Here is a 14,296-nt window from a genome sequence, read left to right as displayed (position 1 = left end):
GCGAATGCGGCGCTTCCTGCCGGTCCCCGGGCCGGACCTGACTGACACGGACCTCCTTGACGAGGCCGCCTCCCCCACGCCGGGGCAGTCCTTTGTGCGCTTCAACATGGTCTCCTCCTTGGACGGGCGCGGCGTCCTTGACGGGCTCTCCGCCGGGCTAGGCACCGCAGCAGACCAGCGTCTTTTCCCGATCCTGCGGGCCGTCGCAGACGCCATTGTGGTGGGCTCGGCCACAGCCCTCGCGGAGGGCTACGCAGGCGAGCTGCTGCCGCAGTCCTTGCGCCAGGCGCGGGTGGCCCGCGGACTGGCGGCCAGACCCACCACCGTCATCCTGAGTCACTCGGGCTCCCTCCCGCCGGACTCGGCCGTCCTCCAAGACGCCCCCGCCCCGACCCTCGTGGTGGTGGCCGAGGATGCGTCACCGGAGCGAATCGCCGCCCTGCGCGCTGTCTGCGAGGTGGTGCTGGTTCCCGCTGGCACACCGCCGATCGCCGTGACCTCGGCGCTGGCGGGCCGCGGGCTGGCGCACCTGCACCACGAGGGTGGCCCCGGCATCCTGACCCGGTACGTCAACGCAGGCGCGGTGGATTCCCTCTGCCTCACGCTCTCTCCCGTTCTTGCCCCCGCTGGCACGGGGGCCATCACCGCAATGACCCCAGTGACGGGCCACGCCCAGGCGCCGGTCCGCGCCCTGGAGCTGCACCGGCTGTACGAAGAGGACTCCACCCTGCTCGCCGAGTACCGCCGTGGACGGGCCGCATGAGCCAGGATCACTACGGCGTCCTTGGACTGGAACCCGGCGCGGATGATGTGCAGATCCGCAAGGCCTTCCGCGCACTCTCCCGCCGCCACCACCCGGACGTGGGCGGCGACGAGCAGCTCTACCGCTCCATCTCCATCGCGTATGCGGAGCTCTCCGACCCCGCGCGCAGGCGCGGCTACGACGCGGCCCGATCCGGCGCCGCCTCCCCCCGTACCGCCACACCAGGCGGCGCTAGCCGCCCACCCGGCCACGCGTCGTCGGGCAGGAAAGCCACCTCCGGGGCCTCCGCCAGGTCAAGCACCTCCGCCGCCGGCCCCGGCCCCAGCCTGCGCGAGCGCCCGGTGCGCGTCACCGGCAGCGGGACAGACCCGTCCGTGGCGCGGATACCCGTGCACGGAGAACTGGCCAAGCGCGGCATATTTGACCGGACCCGGGCCCACCGAGAGGCCATCCTGCGGGAGTTGCTGCGCTCGGTCTCAGCGGACGTGCCGGCGGCACGGCTGATCATGGGCGTCCGCCTGCCCCACGCAGACACGTACGACGCCGTGGTGGTCGCCGGGACGCGGATGGTGGTGGTGTGCGCGCTGCCCACCCCAGACGTGGCGCACTCCTGGGACGGAAGCACGCTGCGGGTGGGAGGGCGTGTGGCCACCGTGCCGCAGCTCTCCTTAGCCGCCACCGCCTTGGAGCGGGCCGTCTTTGGCGGCCGCGCGGAGGGCCAGGTGCTGCTCTACACCACGCCTCTGGACCCGTTCCGCCCCGTGGTGGACCGGGTGGGGGCGCGCGGATCCGCGTCCGGCCCGTTGAACCTGTCCAAGACGCGTGCGGAGATCACCACCTTCCTGGCCGGGGGCCAGGAGGCGGACGCCGTGAACCTCGGGATCCTGGACCGACTGATTGAGCTGAGCGCGACCCGCCGGTGACCCGTTCGTGACCTGCCCGTGACCTTCGGTAGACTAGGCACGTGTTTCGCCTGATCTTTAATACCCCTGAGATCCCCGGTAACACGGGAAACGCCATTCGCTTGGCGGCCGTGACCGGGGCGGAGCTGCACCTGATTGAGCCGCTTGGCTTTGATCTGTCTGACTCCAAACTGCGCCGGGCCGGCCTTGATTACCACGACCTGGCGTACGTCACCGTGCACGCTTGCCTTGACGATTGCTTTGCGGCGCTCGGCCCCGGCCGGGTCTTTGCCTTTGAACCAGATGGCCCCCGCGGCTTTACCGATATTGAGTACCGCAGCGATGACATCTTGTTGTTTGGCAAGGAATCCACCGGCCTCTCGCCGGAGGAACGCGCTCACCCCCGCATCACCGAGCTGGTGCACCTGCCCATGCACGCCTCACGCCGCTCGCTGAATCTTGCCAATTCCGCGTCCATTGCGCTGTACGAGGCCTGGCGACAGTTCGACTTCGCCGGAGCCACCCGCCCCCAGGGCGTCTGAGAGGACATCACATGACACACCCCCCGCAGCACACTGACGAGGAACTCAACGGCCTTGACCTGCTGGATGAGGCCTCGAGCCCGTCCGAGCCGGACCGCGGCCGCCGCCGCCCGGCCCGGTGGCTCTACCTGGTCGCCGCACTGGTGGTGATCGGTCTGGGCATCGCAGCCCTGATCGCCATCAACTCCGGCACCGGCGTGGCCAAGGCAGAGGAAAACATTGCCCAGGGCGTGCGCGACGCCGAGGACATGAAGGAGGTCAGCGCCAAGGCGACCTCCGGTGGGACGGTCAAGGTGGCGTACTCCAAGAGCAAAAACGCCTTCGCCGTGCAACTGGAGGACTTTGCCCCTGCCCCGGAAGGCCACGAGTACCAGGTCTCCGTCACGGAGAACAACGCAGCCCAGACCTTTGACAGCGCAGGATCGCTCGGCCGCGACCCGGGCAGCAACTGGACCGGATTCCCGGGTGTGGAGACCGTCCTCTCGGTGCACATCAACGTGGTAGCAGAGGGCGAGGTGGACCCTGACGAGTCCGACCTGGCCCAGGTGGAGCTGCCCCAGGACTAATCCTGCGCGCCACCTCTCACGCGCAGCGCTCACACACCACGCCAGCGGGCCGGTCCACATGGACCGGCCCGCTTGCGTCCGCTAGAAACCAGCGATCGTGGCCGGCCCGTTGACCTCCACGGTGTGGAAGGCCTCCGCGAAGGACCCTTCGGGAAGGCCCGCGTTGGCCGCGACGGCCTGCGCCTGGGCCGCCACGAACTCTCGCATACGCTGCGGGTCCGGGTGCTGGCTCAGGTGAGCCATCAGCGCCTGGAGCTTGGTTTCAAGCTGCCCACCGATCTCCACCGCCGTGTTCTCCCGGGCAGCCGGCGCACCGTAGAACCACAGGTGGCGCAGCTTGTAGGCGTGCAGGCCCGCGTCCTGTAACTCCGGGTAGGCGTAGGGGTTCTCCAGCGCCGGGTACACCGCGCGCGTGATGATCTCCCCGCACGCCAAGTGATCGGGATGGGAGCGCTGAAGACGCTCGTAGTCCCGCTCCGGGTGCGGGCACAGCACCAACTGCGGCCGGTGTTCTCGCAACACCTTCACCACGCGGCGCTGCAGGGCGTCCGTGGGGGCAAGGTGGCCGTCCAACTCGTCCCAGACCTCCACGGAGAGCGCCCCCACCGCTTCTGCGGCTTGGCGCTGCTCCGCGGCGCGGGTGGCCTGAATGCCCTCGCGTCCGGCGTCCTCAAAGCCCCCGGCGTCCCCCTGGGTGAGGACCACGTAACGCACGGCCACGCCGGCCTGCGCAAAGCGGGCCAGCGTGGCTGAGGCGCCAAAATCGACGTCGTCCGGATGCGCACCAAAGGCGACAATGGACGTGACGTCTGCCGGTAGCTGGCGCAGAGGCTCCGCGCTCATGCCCTGCGGCGCGCGATCTCCGCCGCCGCCTGCGGCAGCACGTCCTCCAGGCGTCCCACGATCCCCAGGTCCGCGACCTCAAAGATCGGGGCATCCTCGTCCGTGTTGATGGCCACGATGGTGCCTGCCGTTCGCATGCCGGCCAGGTGCTGGACGGCACCAGAAATGCCGGCGGCAACGTAGAGCTGCGGGGCCACGGTCTTGCCCGTCTGGCCCACCTGCAGCTCGTGCCCCACCCAGCCGTTATCCGCGGCAACGCGGGAGGCGCCGACCGCGGCGCCCAGGGCGTCAGCGAGCTGCTCGACGGCGGCAAAGTCGCCATCCGTTCCGCGGCCGCCGGAGACCACCACGCGCGCCTCCGTCACGTCCGGGCGGCCGCCGCGCTGGCGCGGGGTCGCGGAGGTGATGACGGCGCCGCTGCGGGCGTCCGTGGCCACCGTCTCCACGGCGGCCGGCGCTCCACCGGTCGCCACGGCCGGGGCCATGGCGCCGGGCTTGAGCGTGATGAAGGCTGTGGGGGTGGACGCGCGGGAGACCGACTGACCGGCCCCGGCCAGCACGGACTTACCCACGGTCAATTCGGCATCAAGGGAGACGGCGCCGGTGATGATGCCGGACTCGGTGATCGCGGCGGCACGCGCCAGGACCTCCGTCTCCGCGGCAGCGGCCTGCGCCATGACGGCGCGCGGTGCCAGGCCGCGCACGGCGGCAATCAGCAGATCAGCCTGGGCCAGGGCCAGCGAACCGGAGGGATCATCGTTGGCGATGATCGCCCTGACCACGCCGAATTCACCCAGCTGCGCCAGGGTGTCCGCATCCGGCGCGGAGCCAAGCACGGCGACGGGGTCCCCGCTCAGGGCACCGGCGGCAAGCAGCTCCCGCTGGGCGCCGGAGAAGGGTGCCTGCAGGTGAGAGAAGTACAAGATGGTGCTCACGCGTGCCTCCTAAAGCAGCTTGCGATCGGCAAGGAAATCGACCAGGGCCACTCCGGCGCTGCCATCATCCACGATGACGCGGCCGGCGGCGCGAGCCGGGGCGTCCCCGGCCTCCAGCAGAGAGACCGCGGAGCCAGCGGCCCCGACCAGGTCGGCAGAGAGGCCAAGCTCGGCCAGGCTGATGGTCTCCACCGGCTTCTTGCGTGCGCCAAGAATGGACTTGAAGTTGGGATAGCGCGGCTCGTTGGCCTGATCCGTCACCGAGAGCACGGCCGGCAGCGGGCTGGAGAGCGTGAGGGAGACGGCGTCCTCGTCGCGACGCACGGAGAGCGTGCCCGCATCCTCGGAGAGCGTGACCTCGCTGGCCAGGGTCAGCTGCGGCCAGCCAAGGCGGGCCGCGACCATGGACGGCAACACGCCCGTTTCAGCGTCCGTGGAGCTCATACCCGTGACCACCAGGTCCGGCTGCAGGCGGCGAACCGCGGCCTCCAGGACGCGTGAAGTGGACAGGGCATCGGAACCCGCGATCGCGTCGTCGAGCACGTGAACGCCGCTCGCGGCACCCATCTGCAACGACTTCTTCACCGCGGCCGCGGCCCCCTCGGGGCCCACCGTCAGCACCGTGACGGGGCTGACCTTGTCCCCACCGTGGGACTCACTGATCTGGAGTGCGGCCTCCACGGCGTACTCGTCCAGTTCCGAGAGGATGGACTCCGCTCGCTCCAGGCGATTATTCGCATCAAAGTGACGCGGGAACTGCGCGTCTGGGACGTATTTGACCAGGACCAGCACCTTCACGGGTGCTCCGGACGACTTGCTCATCGCTACCTTTCCGATTCCGATGGCGCGGCACTGGGCCGGGTCCGCGCCGGTGGGCACGGTTCGCCATCATGCTATCCGCCGCGGGGGGATCAGCCCACGCTGGCGGCTCCGAGGGTGACCTTGAACTCCATCTCGTTGTCCCCACGCTTGACCTTCACCGGCACCTCGGCACCGGCCGCGTAGGAGCGAACCGTCGCGGTGACGTCCGTGGCGTCCACGACCCGTTTGCCGCCCACACCCACGATGATGTCACCGCTCTGAACGCCGGCCTTGCCCGCGGGCGAGTCCGCCGTGGCGGTGGCAACACGCGCTCCGGTGGTGAAGCGGGAGGTATTCCCGCCCTCCCTGGACGCGTTGGACTGGATGGTGACGCCCAACTGCCCGTGGGTGGCCTCCCCCTTCTCAATCATTTCCTGAGCCACCCGCTGGGCCACGTTGCCGCGCACCGCGAATCCCAGGCCAATGCTTCCGCCCTCCTCTGAGGGCGAGTAGATGGCCACGTTCACGCCGATCAGCTCCCCCGCAGAGTTCACGAGGGCGCCGCCGGAGTTGCCGTGGTTGATGGCCGCGTCCGTCTGAATCACGTTCAGCGAGACCTGACCGGACTTGCGGGCGGTGCTTCCACTGCCCGAATCCGGGTTTGCGAAGGGGTTGGAGTCATCCCCCTCGCTCTTGGGCACCGCCGAGGAGGCCACGGGAATGCTGCGCTCCAGGTTAGAGACCACACCGTCTGAGACCGAGTTGGGCAGGCCGAGCGGCGCGCCAATCGCCACGGTGGTGTCCCCGACGTTCAGCTTGCTCATGTCCGCCCACGTGATCGGCGTCAGGTTCTGCGCGTTGACCTTAATGACGGCCAGGTCATACAGAGGATCCTGACCCACTAGCTCCGCCGCGAGCACGCGGCCGTCGCTGAGCATCACGTCAATCTTGCCGTCGCTCGTGGTGCCAGAGAGGGTGGCCACGTGCTGGTTGGTGAGAATGTGCCCCTCGTTATCCAGCACAATCCCCGAGCCGCTGCCGCCCTTGCTGCCGTTGGTGACGCTGATGGTCACGACGGAGGGCAGCGCCTTGGCCGCTGCCGCGCCGGCGGAGGTGACGGTTTCCGGGTTCTGGATGACCGTGGCCCCGCCGTTGGTGATCGCGACCGCGTTGGGCGAACTGGCGGTTACGGCCCAGGCCGTGCCACCACCGATCAGGGCGCCCGCGAGGGCGCCTGCGATCAGGGCCGGCCACCAGTTGTTGCGGCGAGTGCCCGACGACGCTGAGCCGCCCTGGGTGCCGTGAGCTGACTGGGTGCCGAGGCCGGGCTGGGCGGCGTAGCCGGGCTGACCGGGCTGGCCGGGCTGGCCCGGCTGGCCCGGCTGGCCCGGCTGGCCCGGCTGGCCCGGCTGGGCGCCGAACCCGGCGGGGGCGCCAAAGGCCGACTGGCCGAACTGAGCAGGCCGAGCGGGCTGGCCGTACTGGCCTGCCTGCGCTGGCTGAGACCCGTGAACTGGCTGAGACCCCTGCGCTGGCTGCGACCCGTGAACTGGCTGGCCCGGCCGGGCTCCCTGCGCGGACTGCCCGTATCCGGGCTGGTGCCCCTGCGCGGGCTGGTGGCCTTGCGCGGGCTGGTGGCCTTGGCCGGGACGCTGGCCCTGGGCCCCGTACCCCTGCCCGGGCTGGTTACCGGGCTGGTGCGTGGCCTGACCCGGCTGAGCTCCGTAACCCTGCGACTGGGGGTACTGCCCCTGCTGGCCTTGCTGCCCCTGCTGGCCCGGATGAGACTGCTGGGGCTGCTGAGGCTGGGTGTGCCGCGGCTGCCCGGTCTGGGACTGCCCGCCCTGAGGCTGGCCGGTCTGGGGCTGCCCAGTCTGAGGCTGCTGGGCTGCGGGGGTGGAGGGCGGCTGCGTTGGGTAGGCCGAGGTCCGCGGGGTCAGATCGAGTCTCTCCGTCGGGTTCTCCCCCGCCCCGGTGGGCTCCGGGGCCGACGGATCAGTGTTCTCGGTCATGCGGCCGTCCCTTCGTGTGGGGTGAGCGACTCGACCTGTGTCGACGCGAGCCTCCCCGACTCCCCTATGTCTGGTGCAGATCCTAACGGAGCAAACGCTGTGAGGGAGGCGCCCGCTCACGGAAAGCTCCGCTTACGCCATGGGCGGAGCGTGTCCTGTGGACGCGGGGATAGCCCGCTTCCTAGGATGCAAGAGGGATAGTTTCGCCACGGAGCTGTTCCGAGACCACCTGGAGGACCCCTTGCTCAAGCGTCGATTCCAACGATTCACGATCGCGCTTGCCGCGGCCCTTGGCCTGCTTCTGGCGGCCCCCGGCCTGGCCCAGGCCACTGCCCCCGTGTCCTTCGGTTCCTCTCAGGTCCAGGACAAGGCCGGTGCGCTCGGGGACAGCGCCGATGCCCTGCGCACAGACCTCTCCGCCTTCCAGTCACAAACGGGCGTCAAGGTCTACGTCGCGTTCGTGGACAGCTTCACCGGCCCCACCTCGCCAGAGGCGTGGGCACAGGCCACGGTTGAGAAAAATAGGCTCGGCAATTCCAATGTGGCCCTGATCTTTGTGGCCACGGACTCCCGCAAGACCTACGTCGTGGCCAACTCCAAGTCTGGTGTGGCCTCAGCCAACGCCGCCGCCCGGAGTGCGGCCCTGAACAGGTTTGCGCAGAACGATTGGGCTGGGGGCGTCCGTGCTGCCACCGAGGCCTGGGGCTCTGCCAGCGGCTCCGGCGCGCTCACTCCGGCCAACGGCTCCGGTACGGGAGCGGCCGCCGCGCGCGGGATCGGCTTTGGATGGTTGGTGCCCGTGCTGTTGGTGGTGGTGCTCGGCGGTGCGGCCGTCTGGTTCTTCGGCAAGCGTCGCAAGCGCCAGCAGGGCGAGGCCACGTGGAAGGCACAGCAGGGGCAGGTGGGTGGCCCCGGTGGGGCGGCTCCACTTCCTACCGAGGAAGAGATTGCCGATCTGCGCCGCCAAGCGGGCCCGCTCCTGATCGCGGCGGATGATGCGATCCGCACCAGCGAGCAGGAACTGGGCTTTGCCGAGGCGGCGTACGGCCCGGATGCCGTCAAAACCTTCCAGGATGACCTCACCGCAGCCAAGGAGCAGCTGGCGGCCTCGTTCCGCCTGCAGCAGGCGCTGGATGACCACATCCCGGATACCCCGCAGGAGCAGTTTGACTGGTCTTCAGAGATCATCGAACGCTGTCACCGGGTCAGCGCCTCCCTCAACGAGCACCGCGCCGAGTTCGACGATCTGCGCAAGCTGGAATCCCAGACCCCGCAGATCACGGCATCCTTGGTGGCGGCCCTCCCTGCCCAGCGTCAGCGGCTGGAGCAGGCCAAGTCCGAGCTGAGCGGCCTCTCCACCGACTACGCCGACTCCGCCGTGCGCCAGGTCCAGGACAACGCCACACAGGCCTCCTCCCTGCTGGACTTTGTGCAGCAATCCGCGGATCAGGCCAACGCGGGGGTGGCCAACAACAAGCCCGGCGAGGGCGCACTGGCTGCCCGAGCGGCGCAGCAGGCGGCCGAGCAGGCAGACGGCCTCATCGCCGCCATCGAGTCCACTAGGACACGCCTGGCGGAGGCCCGCACCCGCCTCGAGGGAAGCGTCAGGGCCGCCGCCCAAGACCTGGCGCAGGCCAAGGCGGCCCTGAACAGCGGCACCCATGGCGAGCTGGCCGGCCCGGTCACCGCACTGGAGGCGGCGCTGGAGCAGGTCCGCCAGCAGATCACCTCCGGGCGGCCGGACCCGCTGGCGTTGCTGGCCTCTGTTGACCTGGCCCGTTCCACCCTGGACGGCCCACTGGCCAGCGTCCGGGACCGGCAGGCACAGATAGACCGCGCGGCAGAGGCCCTGACGAGCGTGATGCGCTCCGCCGAGTCAAAGATCGAGGGCACCGAGGACTTTGTGCGTGCCCGCCGCGGTGGTGTGGGCGCGGAGGCGCGCACCCGCTTGGCCGAAGCGCGACGGTTACTGGAAGACGCGACGGCCCGAGCGGCGTCGGACCCTGAAGGCGCGCTCGCCTCAGCGCAACGCGCCGAGCAGCTCGCGGACACCGCGGCGCAGCTGGCAGATCAGGACGTGCAGGGCTTCGACATGAACCAGCGCGGCGGCATGGGTGGCATGGGCGGCGGAATGAATTCCATGGGTGGGGCCATTTTGGGCGGCATCCTGGGTAGCGTGTTGCTTGGCGGTGGTTCACACCACGGCGGCGGCAACGACGGAGGATTCTTCGGTGGCGGCGGCGACGGCGGCTTTGGCGGCTTCGGCGGCGGTGCCGGTGATTTTGGGGGCGGCTTCGGCGGCTTCGACGGCGGGGGCGGCGACTTCTAGTCGCTCCCATCCATTTCGAGAAAGGCACTACACCGTGAGCAAACAGTCCATCTTCGGGCGGATCGCCCAGCTGGCCAAGGCCAACATCAACGCTCTCCTTGACTCCGCTGAGGACCCCAAGAAGCTGCTGGATCAGATGGTCAGGGACTACTCCAACAACATCGCTGAGGCGGAGACGGCGATCGCACAGACGATCGGCAACCTGCGCATGATGCAGGAGGACTACGCCGAGGACGTCCAGGCCGCGCAGGAGTGGGGCCAGAAGGCCCTCGCCGCCTCCGCCAAGGCGGACGAGTACCGCACGGCCGGCAAGACGGCGGACGCCGACAAGTTCGACAACCTGGCCAAGGTGGCTCTGCAGCGTCAGCTCTCCAGCGAGAACGAGGCCAAGCAGGCCGCTCCGTCCATCGCCTCGCAGACCGACGTGGTGGACCGTCTCAAGACCGGCCTGACCCAGATGAAGGGCAAGCTGGTTGAGCTGCAGTCCAAGCGCAACGAACTGGTGGCCCGTCAGAAGTCCGCCCAGGCCCAGTCCAGCGTGAACGACGCCATCAAGAGCATCGACATCATGGACCCCACCTCGGAGATCTCCCGGTTTGAGGACAAGGTGCGCCGCGAGGAGGCCCGCGTTCTTGGCCAGCAGGAGCTCTCCGCTTCCAGCCTTGACGCGCAGTTTGATTCGCTCGTGGACATGGGCGAGCAGACCGAGATTGAGTTGCGCCTCGCCGCACTCAAGTCCGGCAAGCCCCAGGGTGAACTGGGCGGCTGACCCCCCCGCTCGCTGTCAGCGGGTCCTTGATGGTCAAGGACCCGCTGCAGCACAAAGTGCTAGCACAGCAAGAAGGCCCGTCCGTGAGGACGGGCCTTCTTTTCGCTACGAAGCTCTTTCAAGCAATGCAACCAATGGTTGCGGGGACAGGATTTGAACCTGTGACCTCCGGGTTATGAGCCCGGCGAGCTACCGAACTGCTCCACCCCGCGGCGATAGATCCAGTTTACACGCTCTGCGCCGCGCCACCGACCACGCCCCAGCCCGCGCACGTGCCGCACACCTCGGATGGCGCGGCCCCACACGAAGACGGGGCAAACGCAAGAAGGCCCGTCCAGTGGACGGGCCTTCTTTTCGCTGCGAAGCTTTCTCAAGCAATGCAACCAGTGGTTGCGGGGACAGGATTTGAACCTGTGACCTCCGGGTTATGAGCCCGGCGAGCTACCGAACTGCTCCACCCCGCGGCGATGACTCCAGCCTACCGCCAAGGTGAACAGGAACCAAATCGGCCCCTCCCCCGCGCAACCCTGCGTTTGCGCGGAAAAGGGGCCGAATGGATCAACCGGTGACCAGGATCACGGCGACGGCGATGGGCTGGCGGATGGCGATGCCCCGCCCGACGGCGATGGGCTGGCCGAGCCACTGGCGTCACCCTGCGGTGCCCCAGCGGAAGGCTTCGCAGCCGCAGAACCCTTGATCGCGTCGTCGGCCGCTGTGGCCTCCTCCAGCGCCTTCTGCAACTTCTCCTGTGCCTTGCCGTAGGCGGCGAAGTCATTCTTGGCCAGGGCGTCCTGGCCCTCCTTGATCGCGTCGCTGGCGTCCTTGAGAGAGGTGGAGAGCTTTTGCTGCTCGCTCTGGGCGGGCTGGTTGCCGTCCTTGTCCCCCTCTTCCTTGCTGGTACCGCTGCCATCCGTCGTCGTTGCGCCGGATTGACCGCCAAAGACCTGATCAAGCGCCTCTGGCAAGGTGTCGGCAAAGCCCACGCTATTGCCGAAGGAGACCAGCACCTTACGCAGTGTGGGGAAGGACGTGCCGCCCGTGGACTGCACGTACACCGGCTGCACATAGAGCATGCCGCCGCCCACTGGCAGGGCAAGCAGGTTGCCGTTCCTCACCGTGGAGGCACCCTGTCTCAGCAGGTTCAGCTGCGTTGAAACTTCGGAGTTGGAGTCGAAGTTCTGCTGCGCCTGGCCTGGGCCAGGGACGCTGTCCTGCGTTGGCAGTTTCAGCAGGGAGATCTTGCCGTAGTTGGCGGCCTTCTCCCCCGGTTTGTTCCCGGCGTCACCGTTGGCGGCCAGGAAGCCGTACATCACGTTCCTGGCGTTGGACCCCGTCTGCCGCGGAATGAAGGTGCTGGTGAGGGAGAAGGACTCCTCCGTCTCATTGGGCAGCTTCATGGAGAGGTAGTACGGGGGCTGCTTGGTGGTGCTGTTAGAGCCCGCGGTCGGGTCATTGGGCACCTGCCAGGCATCCGCCTGCTCGTAGAAGACGTCCGCGTCGGTGACGTGGTACTCGCCGAGCAGCTCACGCTGGACCTTGAACAGGTCCTCCGGGTAGCGCACGTGCTCCATGAGTTCCTTGCTCATGTCACCCATGGGCTTGATGGTGTTGGGGAACACGCCCTGCCACGCCTTCAGCAGCGGCTCGTTCTCATCCCACGCGTAGAGCTCCACCGAACCGTCAGAGGCGTCCACCGTGGCCTTAACGGAGTTGCGAATGTAATTCACGCGGTCAGAGAACTGATCAGAGGTGGAGACGGTCTGGCCGGTCGTCACGGTGTCCTGCACCGCATCGCCCAACGTCTGCGACTTGGAGTACGGGTAGTTGTTGCTGGTGGTGTAGCCGTCCACGATCCACTTGATGCGGCCGTCGATCACGGCCGGGTAGGCCGCGGAGTCAACGGTGAGGAACGGCGCAACCGACTTGACGCGCTGCTGCGGGTCGCGGTCATAGAGGATCTGCGACTCGCTGTTGACCGCATCGGAGAGCAGCAGGTCCATGGACCCAAACTTCACCGAGTAGACCAGCTTGTTGAAGAAGTTGCCCACGCGGGGGCCGCCATCTTCCTTGAAGGTGTTGCGGGTGTCCCCTGCGTTCTTATCCGCGCCTGCGGGGCGGTCAAGTTCACGCGGGGCCCAGCCCTCTGGCCCGCCCACAATGGAGTAGTCGGGAGAGTTCTGGCCAAAGTAGATGCGCGGCTCGTACTTCTTGCCCTCAAGCAAGTTGCCGGTGTCCGTGATGCCACTCAAGCTGAAGTCCGGGTTGCCCTCGCTGGTGACCTTGTTGCCATCCGCAGCCACCGCGCCGTAGCCGTGGGTATAGGTCACGTGCTGGTTGACCCAGGAGCCGGTGGGCGCGTTGACCTCACGCAGCGCAATGACCGTGTCTTGGGTCTTGCCATCCACCGTGTAGCGATCCACGGAGAGCGTCTTGGGGAACTGGTAGTAGTCGCGATACTGCTGCAACTGGGCAAAGGCCGGGGAGACGATGGTGGGATCCAGCAGGCGGATGTTGGTGGTGGTCGCCGCGTCCTTGGACAGGGCGTCCTTCTTGGGCTTGGTCTCCGCCGCGTAGTCCTCCGCCTGCACGTCAGCCAGACCGTACGCGGCCCGCGTCATGTCGATGTTGCGCTGGATGAATTCCTTTTCCTGCGACTTCTCCGAGGGCTTGACGCTGAACTGCTGGATGGCTGCCGGGTAGATGGCGCCGGCCACGATGGAGACGACCACCAGCATGGCGGTGGTGATGAGCGGCAGGCGCCACTTGCCCATGATCGCGCCCACGATGAAGGCGATGGCCACGGCGACCGCCGCGACGGCGAGGATGGTGCGCGTGGGGATCACGGCGTTCACGTCGGTGAAGAGGGCGCCGGGGACCTTGCCGCCCTGGTTCAGGACCGTGTCATACATGCCAAGCCAGAAGTTGCCGGCCTGCACCAGCAAGAAAATGGCCACGGACACGGCGATCTGCCACCCGGCCGCCTTGGTGATCTGCAGCCCGCCGCGCTCCTGCACGCGGATGCCACCAAAGAGGTAGTTGGCGATGACGCCCGCGATGGCGCTGAAGAGGACCACGGAGGACAGGAAGCCCACCAGCATCTTCAGGAACGGGAGGACGGTGACAAAGAAGCCCACGTCCAGGCCAAACTGCGGGTCCGTGCTGCCGAAGGGAACACGGTGCAAAAAGAGCTGCACGGTCTGCCAGCCGGAGGTGACGGTGACGCCCGCGAAGACGCCGATCACCAGGGGGATCACGATCATGGCCGCGCGGCGAGCGGACTGGACCTGCCCCTCGAAGCGAGCCAGCGGATCATCCGCGCGCTCCGCCGGGGCGTAGACGGGCCGTCGGCGCCAGGCCAGGTGCAATTGCACCCAGACGGCCACGCTCATCAGCACAAAGGCGATGGCAAAGAGCACCACGCGCGTGATGGTCTCGGTCCAGAACACCCCGCCAAAGTCCAGCTGGTTAAACCAGAGCACGTCTGAGTAGAAGTGCGAGAACAGGACAAAGGCGCCGACCAGCACGGCCACGCCGATGAGGGCAGGCACCAGCGGTCCGACGCGGCGAGACGGGGCATCGGCAGTGTCAGCCGAGCCGCCTCTTGGCGGTCCTGAAGAGAAGGGGGAAGTGGGGCCGGTGCTCACGCGAGGTCCTCGAATCGTCGTTGCTGGCAAGCTCGCAACCGGTGCCCAGATGGCACCAAGGTGCTTTAGGCCATTCTGCCAGGCACGTGCGGCACAACACTAAACGGGGCTGGCCCTCCGCTCCTGGCGTACCGGTTCACAGGAAGGCTGGTGGGCGGCCGGGGTCCGCCGCCCGCGCGCTTGACGCGCC

11 protein-coding genes and 2 tRNA genes are annotated in these 14,296 nt (G+C 68.1%); 6 read left to right on the top strand and 7 right to left on the bottom strand.

The annotated features are described in order from the left end of the window. Positions 1-4 precede the first annotated feature (4 nt). From DWQ67_RS02005 to DWQ67_RS01990, 4 genes are read left to right on the top strand one after another with little or no spacing between them, the layout of a single operon-like run. Complete coding sequence (locus DWQ67_RS02005) at positions 5-763, top strand: dihydrofolate reductase family protein (protein ID WP_158595328.1); 759 nt, start codon at positions 5-7, stop codon at positions 761-763. Next, entirely contained in the window at positions 760-1,686 is a 927-nt protein-coding gene (locus DWQ67_RS02000) for a J domain-containing protein (protein ID WP_121483896.1), read from the top strand. The genes DWQ67_RS02005 and DWQ67_RS02000 overlap by 4 nt, the downstream gene beginning before the upstream one ends. Before the next feature lie 41 nt (positions 1,687-1,727). Further along, on the top strand, positions 1,728-2,207 hold the full coding sequence (locus DWQ67_RS01995; protein WP_121483895.1) for a tRNA (cytidine(34)-2'-O)-methyltransferase: 480 nt from the start codon (positions 1,728-1,730) through the stop codon (positions 2,205-2,207). Positions 2,208-2,218: 11 nt separating this feature from the next. Further along, positions 2,219-2,773, top strand: a complete 555-nt coding sequence (locus tag DWQ67_RS01990) for an anti-sigma factor (protein WP_121483894.1) — start codon at positions 2,219-2,221, stop codon at positions 2,771-2,773. A gap of 81 nt (positions 2,774-2,854) precedes the next feature. Here the strand turns inward: DWQ67_RS01990 and DWQ67_RS01985 are convergent, their stop codons facing one another. The 4 genes from DWQ67_RS01985 to DWQ67_RS13680 form a co-directional block, all read right to left on the bottom strand. Beyond that, positions 2,855-3,616: a PIG-L deacetylase family protein gene (locus tag DWQ67_RS01985; protein WP_121483893.1), complete on the bottom strand. Its 762-nt coding sequence runs from the start codon at positions 3,614-3,616 to the stop codon at positions 2,855-2,857. After that, positions 3,613-4,551 (bottom strand): electron transfer flavoprotein subunit alpha/FixB family protein, encoded by a 939-nt coding sequence (locus DWQ67_RS01980; RefSeq protein WP_121483892.1) that lies wholly within the window; start codon positions 4,549-4,551, stop codon positions 3,613-3,615. Before DWQ67_RS01980 ends, DWQ67_RS01985 begins: the two co-directional genes overlap by 4 nt. 9 nt (positions 4,552-4,560) lie before the next feature. Next, a complete protein-coding gene (locus DWQ67_RS01975) occupies positions 4,561-5,373 on the bottom strand; it encodes an electron transfer flavoprotein subunit beta/FixA family protein (protein WP_199712572.1) in 813 nt (270 codons plus the stop codon). A gap of 89 nt (positions 5,374-5,462) precedes the next feature. Beyond that, positions 5,463-7,364: a S1C family serine protease gene (locus DWQ67_RS13680; protein ID WP_158595327.1), complete on the bottom strand. Its 1,902-nt coding sequence runs from the start codon at positions 7,362-7,364 to the stop codon at positions 5,463-5,465. 241 nt (positions 7,365-7,605) lie between these two features. Here DWQ67_RS13680 and DWQ67_RS14185 point away from each other — a divergent pair, with 241 nt between their 5' ends. Together DWQ67_RS14185 and DWQ67_RS01955 are read left to right on the top strand one after the other, a co-directional pair. Beyond that, positions 7,606-9,693, top strand: coding sequence for a TPM domain-containing protein (locus DWQ67_RS14185; RefSeq protein WP_158595326.1), 2,088 nt, complete (start codon positions 7,606-7,608; stop codon positions 9,691-9,693). Positions 9,694-9,727: 34 nt separating this feature from the next. Continuing rightward, complete coding sequence (locus DWQ67_RS01955) at positions 9,728-10,462, top strand: PspA/IM30 family protein (RefSeq protein ID WP_121483890.1); 735 nt, start codon at positions 9,728-9,730, stop codon at positions 10,460-10,462. Between the two features lie 135 nt (positions 10,463-10,597). Here the strand turns inward: DWQ67_RS01955 and DWQ67_RS01950 are convergent. From DWQ67_RS01950 to DWQ67_RS01940, 3 genes are all read right to left on the bottom strand, one after another. Next, positions 10,598-10,674: transfer RNA gene (locus DWQ67_RS01950), tRNA-Met, on the bottom strand. 175 nt (positions 10,675-10,849) lie between these two features. Then, positions 10,850-10,926, bottom strand: a tRNA-Met gene (locus DWQ67_RS01945). Between the two features lie 111 nt (positions 10,927-11,037). After that, positions 11,038-14,010 (bottom strand): UPF0182 family membrane protein, encoded by a 2,973-nt coding sequence (locus tag DWQ67_RS01940; protein ID WP_121483889.1) that lies wholly within the window; start codon positions 14,008-14,010, stop codon positions 11,038-11,040. Positions 14,011-14,296: the final 286 nt, after the last annotated feature.

It is taken from the genome of Galactobacter caseinivorans (genome assembly GCF_003640665.1).
Taxonomy (GTDB): Bacteria; Actinomycetota; Actinomycetes; order Actinomycetales; family Micrococcaceae; genus Galactobacter; species Galactobacter caseinivorans.
This window is presented reverse-complemented; position numbering and strand designations above follow the sequence as displayed.